Annotated in this window: 11 protein-coding genes; all 11 read right to left on the bottom strand. The window is 67.1% G+C overall.

All coding sequences use genetic code 11. The annotated features are described in order from the left end of the window. Positions 1–41: 41 nt before the first annotated feature. Positions 42–1469, bottom strand: a complete 1428-nt coding sequence (der, locus tag ABEA50_RS20405; protein WP_345497181.1) for a ribosome biogenesis GTPase Der — start codon at positions 1467–1469, stop codon at positions 42–44. Then, complete coding sequence (cmk, locus tag ABEA50_RS20400) at positions 1466–2197, bottom strand: (d)CMP kinase (RefSeq protein WP_345497697.1); 732 nt, start codon at positions 2195–2197, stop codon at positions 1466–1468. The genes der and cmk overlap by 4 nt, the downstream gene beginning before the upstream one ends. Before the next feature lie 41 nt (positions 2198–2238). After that, the gene (locus ABEA50_RS20395; protein ID WP_345497180.1) at positions 2239–3636 is read right to left on the bottom strand and encodes a pseudouridine synthase; all 1398 of its coding nucleotides are present in this window, start codon (positions 3634–3636) and stop codon (positions 2239–2241) included. Between the two features lie 9 nt (positions 3637–3645). Beyond that, on the bottom strand, positions 3646–4305 hold the full coding sequence (gene scpB / locus ABEA50_RS20390; RefSeq protein ID WP_345497694.1) for an SMC-Scp complex subunit ScpB: 660 nt from the start codon (positions 4303–4305) through the stop codon (positions 3646–3648). Between the two features lie 23 nt (positions 4306–4328). Then, the gene (locus tag ABEA50_RS20385) at positions 4329–5189 is read right to left on the bottom strand and encodes a segregation and condensation protein A (RefSeq protein WP_345497693.1); all 861 of its coding nucleotides are present in this window, start codon (positions 5187–5189) and stop codon (positions 4329–4331) included. Between the two features lie 137 nt (positions 5190–5326). Continuing rightward, the gene (locus tag ABEA50_RS20380) at positions 5327–6274 is read right to left on the bottom strand and encodes a ParA family protein (protein ID WP_425577688.1); all 948 of its coding nucleotides are present in this window, start codon (positions 6272–6274) and stop codon (positions 5327–5329) included. Between the two features lie 372 nt (positions 6275–6646). After that, on the bottom strand, positions 6647–7684 hold the full coding sequence (locus ABEA50_RS20375) for a site-specific tyrosine recombinase XerD (protein ID WP_345497178.1): 1038 nt from the start codon (positions 7682–7684) through the stop codon (positions 6647–6649). A 14-nt stretch (positions 7685–7698) separates the two neighbouring features. Then, on the bottom strand, positions 7699–8355 hold the full coding sequence (locus ABEA50_RS20370) for an NUDIX hydrolase (RefSeq protein ID WP_345497177.1): 657 nt from the start codon (positions 8353–8355) through the stop codon (positions 7699–7701). 12 nt (positions 8356–8367) lie between these two features. Beyond that, complete coding sequence (locus ABEA50_RS20365; RefSeq protein ID WP_345497176.1) at positions 8368–10086, bottom strand: CTP synthase; 1719 nt, start codon at positions 10084–10086, stop codon at positions 8368–8370. A gap of 168 nt (positions 10087–10254) precedes the next feature. Continuing rightward, positions 10255–11199 carry a copper transporter gene (locus ABEA50_RS20360; protein WP_345497175.1) on the bottom strand — a complete coding sequence of 315 codons (945 nt, stop codon included), beginning with the start codon at positions 11197–11199 and terminating at the stop codon, positions 10255–10257. Continuing rightward, complete coding sequence (steA, locus tag ABEA50_RS20355) at positions 11196–12401, bottom strand: putative cytokinetic ring protein SteA (RefSeq protein WP_345497174.1); 1206 nt, start codon at positions 12399–12401, stop codon at positions 11196–11198. Before steA ends, ABEA50_RS20360 begins: the two co-directional genes overlap by 4 nt. Positions 12402–12662: the final 261 nt, after the last annotated feature.

Genomic DNA, 12662 nt, shown 5'->3' with positions numbered 1-12662 from the left:
TCGGACCCGAGCCAAGGGCAGTGTCATGTCACGATCGGTGACTACCGCTTGCGTTCGCGCTTCTCGCGCACCCGCACCGAAATGCGCACCGGCGAGCCGTCGAAGCCGAACTCCTCCCGCAATCGCCGCTCCAGGAAACGCCGATAACCAGCCTCCAGGAAGCCCGAGGTGAACAGCACGAAGGTCGGCGGTCGGGTCGTGGCCTGGGTAGCGAACAGCACTCGGGGCAACCGGCCGCCGCGCATCGGCGGCGGGGTCGCGGCGACCACGTCCTTCAACCAGGTGTTGAGCCGCCCGGTCGAAATGCGCTTGTCCCACGATTCGAGCGCGGTCTCCATGGCGGGCACCAACTTCGCGACGGCGCGACCGGTGTGCGCGGAGACGTTCACCCGGCCCGCCCACGGCACCCGGATCAAGTCGCGATCGATCTCGCGCTCGAGTTGCAGGCGACGGTCCTCGTCGACCAGATCCCACTTGTTGAACGCCAAGACCAGCGCGCGACCGGAATCGGCCACCATGCTGATCACCCGCAGGTCCTGCTCGGTGATCGGCTGCGAGGCGTCGATCAGCATGATCGCGACCTCCGAGGCCTCCAATGCGGACTTGGTGCGCAACGACGCGTAGAACTCGGTGCCACTGGCATTGGACACCTTGCGCCGCAAACCGGCGGTATCCACGAACTTCCAGATCTTGCCGCCCAATTCGACCAGCGAATCCACCGGGTCGACCGTGGTACCGGCGACGTCGTGCACCACCGAGCGCTCATTGCCCGACAACTTGTTGAGCAGGCTGGACTTGCCCACATTCGGCTTGCCGACCAACGACACCCTGCGCGGACCCGTCCCGGCGACACCCTCGCGCGGCGTCTCGGGCAACGCCGCGAGCACATCATCGAGCAGATCGCCGGTGCCACGACCGTGCGCGGCACTGACCATGCGTGGTTCGCCGAGGCCGAGCGACCACAGCGCGGCGGCTTCGGATTCGACGCGTTCGTCATCGACCTTGTTGGCGACGAGAATCACCGGAATCTTGGAGCGACGCAGCCGCCGCACCGCCGCCTCGTCGCTGGCCTGGGCGCCGACCACACCGTCGACCACCAACAGAATCGCGTCGGCGGTCCGCATCGCTTCTTCGGCCTGCCGAGCGATCGACTGCTGCAAGCCCTTGGCGTCGGGCTCCCATCCGCCGGTGTCCTGCACCAGAAAACGCCGACCAGCCCAGTTCGCCTCGTAGGAGACGCGGTCACGGGTGACACCCGGGATGTCCTCCACGACCGCCTCGCGACGGCCGAGGATTCGGTTCACCAGGGTCGATTTGCCCACGTTCGGTCGACCGACGACGGCGAGCGTCGGCATCGCCACCGAGGTGTCCTCGCCGAACCCACCGTCGAGCTCGGCGAGGTCCCAGTCGGACTCGTCGGTCCAGATGCCGTCTCCGGCAAGCACATCCTCGTTGATCGGATGACTCATCGAGCACCTCCCCCACGACGCACCGAAACCTGCTGTCCCACAATGCGGTACAGCTCGTCGATGACCTGATCCTTGGTGAGATCGCTGGTGTCGACCAGGATCGCGTCCTCGGCCGAACGCAACGGCGACACCGCACGAGTGGAATCGAGGGTGTCGCGGCGCTGCACATCGGCCAGGACCGCCGCGTAGTCGTCGCCACGCCCCTCATCGATGTTCTGCTGGTTACGGCGGAAAGCACGCGCCTCGGCGGACGCGGTCAGATAGATCTTGGCGTCGGCATCCGTGAGGACCACCGTGCCGATATCGCGACCCTCGACCACGATCCGACCCGCGCGCGCGGCGATCGTGCGCTGCGTGGCCACCAGCAGTGTCCGCACCTCGGCGACGGCCGACACCGCGGACACCGCCTTCGTCACCGCGTCGCCACGGATCTCCTCGGAGACATCGGCACCGTCGAGCGCGATCACCTCATGGCTCGGATCGGTGCCGATCGACAACGGGAGGTCGGCGACGGCGGCGGCGATCGCCTCGGCATCCGACAGGTCCACCCCGGCACGCAACACCGACAGCGTCGCCACCCGGTACATCGCGCCGGTATCGAGGTACCGAGCGCCGAGCCGGGTCGCCAGGCGCCGCGAGACGCTGGACTTGCCGGTCCCCGAGGGTCCGTCCATCGCGACGACCAGCGGGGTGGCCTCCGACGTCGACTCGGGGTCGTGCTCGTTCATGCCGGTCTCCACACCGTTCATGACCCCACCTCGAAGTGCACTCACAATGACACCGCCTCGTAGAGTTTGCCGATTTCGTCGCGCCCGAGCACCCGCAGGGTGCCCGGCCGCTGGTCACCGAGGACAACGGGACCCAGATTCGTGCGCACGAGCCGCGTCACCGGAAACCCGACCGCGTCGAGCAACCTGCGCACGATGTGCTTGCGTCCCTCGTGCAACACCAACTTCACCAGGGAACGTCCCTCCCCCAGTTCGAGCACCTGAAAGCGGTCGACCCTGGCCGGGCCGTCGTCGAGCTCGACGCCCTCTTTCAGCCGCTTGCCGACCGACCGGTTGACCTCACCGGTCACCGTCGCCAGGTAGGTCTTCGACACCTCGAACGACGGGTGCATCAGGCGATGCGCGAGGTCGCCGTCGTTGGTGAGCAGCAGCAGACCTTCGGTGTCGGCGTCCAAGCGCCCGACGTGGAACAGTCGCTGGCCCGCGGCCACCCGTTCGGCGACGATATCGCCGATGCACGGCCGACCGAGGTCGTCGGACATGGTCGACTGCCAGCCCCTCGGCTTGTTCATCGCGACATGCACCAACTCGTCGCGCACCATGACGCGGGTGCCGTCGACCCGCACGACCGCGAGGTCAGGATTGATCCGCAAGCCCTGCTCGACCACGATCGCGCCGTCGACCTCGACTCGGCCCTGCGCGATCATCTCCTCCGCCGCGCGGCGCGAGGCGACACCGGCCTTGGCCAGCACCTTCTGCAATCGTTCGCCCTCACCCGCAGGCAGCCTGCGCGGACCGTCGGCCTCGGTGAGATCGACGTTCTGGTGCCGCGCGGGTTTGGCATTGCTCAGGATCGTCGGCTGCGGTGACTGACGCTTCGGCTTGTTCTTCTTGCCGGTCGGCTTTCCCGCTCCGGCACCCGCGGGTCGCCGCTGCGGCCCACCGTAGCCGGTTGCGCCACGAGAATTGTTCTCGCCCTGTGCAGTTCGGCGCTGATCGGTTCCGCGTCGTGCGGTGTTGTCGCGAGCCGAGCCACCATAGCCGGCCCCGCGGGTGGACTCGCCACGCGGCGCGTCGGAACCCCGGTAACCACCACGAGGAGAATCACCGCGCTGCGCATCGGCATCGCGGTAATCGCCACGAGGGGCCTGGCCGCGTCGGGCCTCAGCGCCTCGGTAACCACCGCGGGCAGAATCGCCACGGGGCGCGTCCGAGCCCCGGTAACCACCACGAGGAGAATCACCGCGCTGCGCATCGGCGCCGCGGTAGCCACCCCCCCGGGTGCTCGCACCTCGTTGCGCGCCGCGCGCACTCGACCCGCGACCACGGGTGGGCGCGCCTTCGCGCGGAGTACTGCGATCGGACCGGCCTTGACGTTCTGGCTCGGTATTTCGTTTTCTACGATCCGGTGTGCCATCTCGGCGAGCGGGCGTATTCATGTTGTCCTGTCAGTTCTCGGTACCGAGGTCCAAATCGGCCTCGGTCGGTTTTCTCGACTTGATATAGCGCGGGTCGGTATCCAGGCTGTCGTTGATCTCATCGATCAGATCGACACCGGGAAGCAACGGCGCCAGCGGCGGTAGATCATTCAACGACGCCAACCCGATCCGTTCCAGGAACAGTTCGGTCGTGCGATACAGCGTGCCGTTGGTTTCCTGATCGGCGCCTGCCTCGGCGATCAGCCCCCTGGCGAGCAGGGTTCGCATGACACCGTCGACATTCACGCCGCGTACCGCGCCGACCCTGGTCCGGGTCACCGGCTGACGGTATGCCACCACCGCCAATGTTTCCAAGGCCGCCCGCGTCAGTTTCGAGCGGGAGCCGTCGAGCAGCATCCGTTCCACATACGGCGCGTACTCGGTTCGAGTATAGAAGCGCCACCCGTCTCCGACGAAACGCAGGTCGATGCCGCTGCCACGCGCCGAGAGCTCGGCCGACATCGCGTGCAGCGCGGCCTGCACTCGCTGCTCGGTGTCCTCCAGGGCGTTGGCCAGCTGTTCCACCGGTGCGGGAGCGTCGACCACCAGCAGCAGCGCCTCCAACGCGGACCGGAATTCGTCGTCGTCGAGACGAGGATCATCGAGCGGATCGGGTGTGTGTTCGCCCACTTCGTCCGGTGTCGCTGCCTGGCTCACCCGTAATCCTCCTCGATCGTCACCGGCTGCGTGGCCGCGCCCGCGTGCTCCCCGTCGCCGACCCAACTCACCGCGAGCGGCCCCAACGGATCCGGCTGCTCGAACTCGATCGTCTTGCCGCGATAGAGCTCGAGCAGTGCGAGGAAGCGCGCGACGATCTGGATCGGCACCTCGCAGTCGTCGACCAGTTCCGTGAAGCTGGTCCACTGGCCGACACCGCGCAACTTCAACCGTTCCAACACCAGCACCGCCTGCTCGGCGACGGAGATGGCATGCGCGTGCAGGTGGTCCAGGCCCACCGTCGGCGCGGGTCGTGGACGGAAAGCGGCCGCGGCGATATCGGCGAACTGCTCCGGGCTGACCCCCAAGGTGACCTCGGGCAGCAGTTCGGCGAACCGCTCCTCCAACCCGACCGCACGCGGATACCGACGCAGCGCGACCGCCTCCAGTTCCGCGAACAGCGCCGCGACCTGTTTGAACGCGCGATACTGCAAGAGTCGGGCGAACAGCAGGTCACGAGCCTCCAACAGCTCGAGGTCCTCCGCGTCGGACATCTCCCCCGCGGGCAGCAACCGCGCCGCCTTCAGATCGAGCAACGTCGCGGCGACGACAAGGAATTCGGTGGTCTGATCCAGAATCTTGTCCGCGCGCAACGTGTTCTGCTTCGCGAGATCGGCGGTCATCGCCTTGGTGTAGGCGATGAACTCGTCGGTCACCTGGTGCAACGCCACCTCGGTGACGTCGAGCTTGCGCGAGCTGATCAATGTCAGCAACAGGTCGAACGGGCCCTGGAAGTTGCTCAGCCGCAGATGGAATCCGGTCTTCGGCTCCGGTTGCGTGGCATCGACGGCCGGAATACCAGCGGTTTTCTGGTCCTCCGGGTCTTCTGTGTGCTCCGTAGCCGCTTCGATCTGCGTGGCTTCCGACAATTCGGCTACCGCGGAATCGACGAACGGTTCGGAGCTTGTCGGTGGCGCGGGGTCGGCGGCGCCGATCACCGGCCCGACCGGTGAATGACTTCCCGTGCCATCGCTCGATACGCTTCGGCCCCACCTGATTTCGGCGACCACGTGGTGATCGGCTCACCCGCGACGCTGGCGTCCGGAAAACGGACGGTGCGCGAGATCGCCGTGTCGTACACCAGGTCGCCGAACACCTCCACCAGGCGCGCCATCACCTGGCGCGAGTGCAACAGTCGCGCGTCGAACATGGTGACCACTATTCCGTGCAGGCTCAAGCGCGGATTCAGCCGGTCCCTGACCTTCTCCACGGTGTCGTTGAGCAACGCCAAACCGCGCAGCGAGAAATACTCGCATTCCATCGGAATGATCACCCCATCGGAGCAGGCCAACGCGTTCACCGTCAGCAGGCCGAGCGACGGCTGGCAGTCGATCAGGATGTAGTCGTAGTTGCCGCGCACCGGTTCCAGTGCCCTGCCGAGGGATTGCTCTCGACCCACCTCGTTGACCAGCTGGATCTCCGCGGCCGAGAGATCGATATTGCTCGGCAGCAGGTCCATGTTCTCGACCCTGGTCGGCGTCAGCACGTCATCGATCGACACCTTCGACCCGATCAACAGGTTGTGCACGGTGAAGTCCAGCTCATGGTGGCCCACACCGAGTCCCGCCGAAAGCGCACCCTGCGGATCGAGGTCGACCAGCAGCACCTTGCGCCCGTATTCGGCGAGTGCCGCACCGAGATTGATGGTGGAGGTGGTCTTTCCGACGCCACCCTTCTGGTTGCACATGGCGACGATCAGCGCGTTGCCGTGCTCACCGAGCGGGGGCGGATCAGGGACAAGACGCAAGGGACGACCGGTGGGGCCGAGTTCCTCCCCACCGTCGGGGACGGGTTCGGCACCGCTACCCCACAGCGCTGCTGCCGCGCCCTCCGAGTACGGTCCCGATTGCGGATCCGTAAGCGGTTGCGCCCCAGCACCCATCGGCGGCTCCGCCGCTCCGGCTGTCGTCACGATCCGCTACTCCTTCACGTTCCTGCCCGTTGCCTCGCCGAGCGTAGCGAGACCGATCAGGCTCGACCTCGCTTTCCTACGGTCCAGCTCTCGCTAGACGCTACCGCGTGGCGGCACTCCGATGCCGCGCATCGTACGGCGTGTTCGCGGCCACACGCCGGGTCGCGACCAGAAAAACGGTACCCGGCATCGACCGAACCGGTCGTCCGACTCGATCACGGCGCCACCTCGCACTCCCCTCGAACGATCCCGCCGACGGCGGGAAGTACCTCGAACGGACGATACTCGCTGCCCGCGCGCCACAGCATCCGCAGGGCCGGATACCCCGTGTCACCGAATGCCTCAGCGCGCCCGAGGATGTGCCGTTGCCCATACTTCGCGCAGGGTGTTGACCGTGACCAAGGTGTAGATCTGCGTGGTCGTCACCGACGCGTGGCCGAGGAGTTCCTGCACCACCCGGACATCGGCGCCACCGTCGAGCAGATGCGTGGCGAACGAGTGCCGCAACGTATGTGGCGACACCGTCGCCCGGATACCCGCGCGCTCGGCCGCGGTACGCAACACCTGCCACGCGCTCTGGCGCGAGAGGCGGCCGCCACGCACGTTCACGAACAACGCTGCGGCATCGCCCTTTCCGCGCGCGGTCAAGACCGGTCGACCGCGCACCAGGTAGGCGTCCACCGCCGCGAGCGCGGGACGTCCGATCGGGACCATGCGCTGTTTGCCACCCTTGCCGTGCAACACCACCGCGCGTTCCTCCGACGCCGCACTCAGATCGTCGAGATCGAGCGCGATCACCTCGGAGATTCGGGCACCGGTGGAATACAACAGTTCCAGCAGTGCGCGATCACGCAAACCACGCGGCCCACCATCGCTGCCCGCAGCCGCGGCGCCCCCGCCGAGGCTGCCCGAAGCCGCGGCGCCCTCGCCGAGGGTGCCCGCAGCCGCGGCGCCCTCGCCGACCGGCGCGCCACCCGCCGCGTCGAGCAACAACAGCACCTGGTCGTAGGGCAGGGCTTTCGGCAACCGCCGACCCGCGGTCGGCGGTTTCACCGCGTGCGCGACGTCCTCGGTGGTCATCCCCTCGGCAGCGGCGAAACGATGCAGCCCGCGCACCGCGATCAGTGCGCGCGCGACCGAACTCGCGGCCAACGGCGGATGCGCGACACCGTCGGCGCACAACGCGCCACCCGCGCGCAGCGCGACGGTGAACTCCGCGACATCGTGCTCGGTCACGCGATCCAGCGACGTGATCGCACGCCCACTCAGGAATTCCAGATACCGGCTCAGATCACGCCGGTAAGCCCCGAGAGTGTTGGCGGTGGCGCCACGCTCGACCGCGAGGTGGTCGAGGTAGGCGTCCGTCGTACGGGCGAGCACGACCGAGGATCCCGTCAGTCCTGCGACCGCTGCGCGGCTTTGCGCCGCACGAAGGCCTCCGGCCTGCCCGCCCACGGTGCGTCCTCGGCACGCGGCGTCACGTCACCGGCACGCGCGGCGGCCAGGGCGAGCACACCGGCGACCGCGGTCGCATTGACGATCTCGCCCGCGAGGGCGGCGCGCACAGCCTCGCGCACCGGCATCCGCAGCACCTGGATGTCGGCCTCTTCCAATTCCGGTTCGGGACGATCGGTTTCGTACAGGCCTCGGGCCAGATACACCCGCAGCGCCTCGTCGGTGAACCCCGGTGAGAGCACCACATCCACCAGCACCGACCATTCCCGCGCGGCCAACCCGGTCTCCTCGGCGAGCTCCCGCTTCGCCGCGGCCAGCGGGTCCTCACCCGGTAGATCGAGCAAACCGGCGGGCAACTCGAGCAGCCGCGCACCGATCGGATGGCGATACTGGTTGATCAACACCACCGAATCGTCCTCGTCGATCGCGGCCACCGCGACGGCACCGTGATGCTCGATCACCTCACGCTCGGCGGTCTGCCCGCCCGGCATCCGCACCTGGTCGCGGCGCAAGGCGAGAATCGCCCCGCTGTAGAGCGTTTCGCTGCTCAGCGTCTCGAAGTCGTGGCTGCCCGGCGCGTTCGTTCCCTCGCTCATCGCCGTGATCCCTTATCCCTGTTCCGCCGCGACGAAGTCCTCTTCCGGAATGTCCACCGGAAGTCGTTCGGCCGCCTTGTACTTCAGTGCCGCGGCGATCAATGCCGTGAACAAGGGGTGCGGACGAGTCGGGCGACTCTTGAGCTCCGGGTGCGCCTGGGTGGCGACGAAGAACGGGTGGGTCTGCGCGGGCAGTTCCACGAACTCCACCAGATGCCCGTCCGGTGAGGTGCCGCTGAACAACAGGCCGCTCTCGGCGATCTTGTCGCGGTAGGTGTTGTTCACCTCGTACCGATGCCGGTGCCGCTCGGAGACCTCGTCGGTGCCATAGGCGCGCGCGACCACCGAACCCTTCGTCAACACGGCGGGATAGGCGCCGAGGCGCATGGTGCCGCCCAGATCGGCTTCGCCCGCGACCGCCTGCTCCTGATCGGCCATCGTCGAGATCACCGGATAGGTGGTGTCCGGCTCGAACTCCGCCGAATTCGCGTCGTCGAGGCCGACCGACCTGGCCGCCTCGATCACCACGCACTGCAAACCCAGACACAACCCCAACAAGGGGATGCCCCTGGTCCGCGCGTAACGAATGGCGCCGACCTTGCCCTCGATGCCACGGATACCGAACCCGCCGGGAATCAGCACCGCGTCCACGTCACGCAGCGCGTGCTGCGCGCCCTCGGGGGTCTCGCATTCGTCCGAGGGCACCCACCGGATACTCGCCCTGGCGCGCGCGGCGAACCCGCCCGCACGCAACGCCTCGGTCACCGACAGGTACGCGTCGGGCAGGTCGACGTACTTACCGACCAGCGCGACCTCCACGGTCTCGCGCGGCTTGTGCACCCGGTCGAGCAGATCGCCCCACACGGTCCAGTCCACGTCCCGGAACGGCAGACCGAGCTTGCGCACCACGTAGGCGTCGAGGCCCTCGCGATGCAGCACCTTCGGGATGTCGTAGATCGAGGGCGCGTCCGGCGTCGAGATGCAGGCGTCGACCTCGACGTCACACATCAGCGCGATCTTGCTCTTGAGTCCCTGCGGCACCTCGCGGTCACAGCGCAGGATCAACGCGTCGGGTTGGATACCGATATTGCGCAGCGCGGCGACCGAGTGCTGTGTCGGCTTGGTCTTGAGTTCCCCCGACGGCGCCAGGTACGGCACCAGCGACACGTGCAGGAAGAACACATTGTCGCGACCGATATCGTGGCGGATCTGGCGCGCCGCCTCGAGAAACGGCTGCGACTCGATATCGCCCACGGTGCCACCGATCTCGGTGATCACCACGTCGGGTGTCTGCCCCTGCGCGTCCGGTGCGCTCATCGCGAGCACCCTTGACTTGATCTCATCGGTGATATGCGGGATCACCTGCACGGTGTCACCGAGGTATTCGCCGCGACGTTCCTTCGCGATGACGGTCGAATAGATCTGCCCGGTAGTCACATTCGCGTCCCTGGTGAGCTCTCGATCCAGGAAACGCTCGTAATGGCCGACATCGAGGTCGGTCTCCGCGCCGTCGTCGGTCACGAAAACCTCACCATGTTGGAAAGGGTTCATCGTGCCGGGATCGACGTTCAAATAGGGGTCTAGTTTCTGCATCGTGACGCGCAACCCGCGCGCCGTCAGCAGCTGACCGAGGCTGGAGGCGGTTAAACCCTTACCCAATGAGGAGGCGACACCACCGCTGACGAAGATGTGCTTCGTGGCCGTTCGCGCCTGAATCCGTGTTTGACCCACGGGTCTTCACGGTAACACGTGGACGAGGGTTCGTTCACACGCCACGCGCGTTTGCCCGCTGATCGCTCGACGCCCGCCTGAGCGCGCCTGTCACGCCGACGGTCGGGTTGCTGCTGGTGGCCGACCTCGCGCCTGTCGGTTCTTGCCGATCCTGGCGCTCGGACAGATCTACCCCGTGCGTGCGGCGAGGGTGAGCGAGGTCGAGTCGGCGCCGGTTCCGTACCGTCCCGTCCCACCGTCGAGTTGCTCACGCAGCGCGAGAACCGTGGTGACCCGGCCGATTTCACGGTCGAGGTTGTCCACCGTGGTCACCGCGGCGGCCATGGCGGGGTCCGAACGCACGGCGGCGATCGGCCCCGACGCCTCCGCCGCACCGGAACGGCCCGCCAGAACAAGACCCGCCCCTCGGCCACGCAGGGCCCCGGCGAAACGCGCGGCGTTGGCCCCGCGACTGTCCTCGGCGGAATCCACACCGTCACCGGTGACCAGCACGGCCAGCTGTGCGGGATGGTCGGGGGTATCGCCGTAGGCGAGGAAGCCGCCACCACGCAAGGTCTCCAGCGCGAGGCCGAGTTCCTGCGGTGTGCTGCGCGGCTGGTTCGACGCGGGGTCGGCCAACAACACCAGGCCGAGCAGGTCGCCGGCCATGCTGCCCTGATCGACACCGCCGGTACGTAACTGGGCGCCCGCGGGAATCACATTGGTGAGGGTGGTGCGCATCCGATCGCCTTCGGAGGCGTCGAGGAAGGCGTCGGTGAGCGCGATCGTCGCCGTGATCTCCGCCCCGGCGGCACCGAGGTTCTTACGCACCCCCTCGACGTCCTCGGCCTTCGCGTCCGGTGTGGTGAACACCGCGACCGAACGGTCGGCCAGGTTGCCCGCGAGCACGCGATCCGCCGCGCCCGCGAGGAAACCGTCGGCGCTGTCGAGTTGCTCGGTCAGGTGGCGATTGTGCTCGTTCGCCGCGTCGAGGCGCTGATTCAGCTCGGATTTGTCGGTACGCAGGCCGGACAGCAGGTCGGCGGCCAGCGTCTGCGAACCGAGCACGACACCGATCGCGAGAGCGAGGAAAATCGCGACGATGCTGACCGCGTGCTGACGAAGCGAGATCATCGGCCGACCATGCCGTGCGTCCAGAGCACGAATCGGTCCCAGTAGTCCACCACGAGGTCGAGCACCTCCCCGCCCTGATTCGAAGCCAGCAGCACCACGATCACCGCGACCAACGCCGCGAGCACGATCAACGCGACCACTACCGCGGAGATGCGCTGGCGATACAGCGTCGCGATGGCTTTGGCGTCCATCAGCTTGGTGCCGAGCGTGAGCCGGGTCAGGAAGGTCGCGGGGTTGCTCTCCCTGCGGCTGCGATCGAAGAAGTCGTCGAGCGAGGCGGCGGCACCCGCGGTGACGACCAGCGCGGCGCCGTGATGATGAGCGAGCAACAACGCCAGATCGGCGGGCGATCCCGACGACGGGAAGGTGGTGGCACCGATGCCGAGGTCCTGGATACGATCCAACCCCTTGGCCTGACCGTCGAGGTCGGCGGGCAGGATCACCTCGGCACCACAGGTCAGCGTCTTGGTGGTGAGTTCGTCGGGATCGCCGACGATCAGATCCGGCCGATAGCCCTGCTTGCGCAGGGTCTCGGCACCGCGACCGACGCCGATCATCACCGGCGCGTACTCCTTGACGAACGCCTTGATCCGCTTCAAATCGTCGGCATGGTCGGGGCCGTCCGCCACCACCACGACGTGGCGCTGCTTCATCGTCAGATCGAGTTCCGGGACGCCGATGCCGTCGATGAGCAACGAACTCTCCGATCGGATGTACTCGATCGTGTTGCCCGCGAACGCCTCCAGATGGTCGGCGAGGCCGTTGCGCGCCTCGATCATCCGGTCGGCGACGGCGGACTCGGACAACTCGATGCCCTCGACCAGCACTTCCTGCTCTTTTTTCACCGACTTGTCCGCGTAGACGATGCCCTCGGCGATCCGCACCTTGACGCCGTCCTTGATCTTGCTGAAGGCATCCGAGCTCACCGTGTCCAGCAGCAGGATCCCATTCGCCACCAACACATCGGGACCGAGATTGGGATAGCGCCCGGAGATCGACGGCGAGGTGTTGATCACCGCGACCACGCCCGCCTCGATCAGGCGGTCCGCGGTGTGACGATCCAGATCCATCTCGTCGAGGACGGCGACATCACCGGGGCCGACACGCTTCAGCAAACGCCGGGTGTTGCGATCGACCCGAGCGATACCGGTCAGACCAGGCAGTGTTTCGGTGTTCTTCGACAACAACGCCAGCATTTTCATGTGCTCGATGATTGCCGCAAACCCTCAACCATGGGTGGAGGCGCGCCGAACCCTTACCACATCGGCGCACGTACTGCCGTGCGCGACACCGACCCACCGAACCCCATGAACCGCCACATCGACGAAGAGCCGCGAGGATGCCGCGAATCGAGCCCTTCGAGCCCCACCGGGTCGCACGTCATGCGATGCGAACCGTCCACTTCCTCAACGGGTTCGGATTTTTCGGCACCCGAGCGGTTCGGATGACAATCCTGGCCGCCT

Source organism: Nocardia callitridis, from assembly GCF_039543305.1.
Classification (GTDB): Bacteria; Actinomycetota; Actinomycetes; order Mycobacteriales; family Mycobacteriaceae; genus Nocardia; species Nocardia callitridis.
Note: the sequence above shows the minus strand (reverse complement) of the source record. Positions and strands in the feature narration are given on the sequence as shown.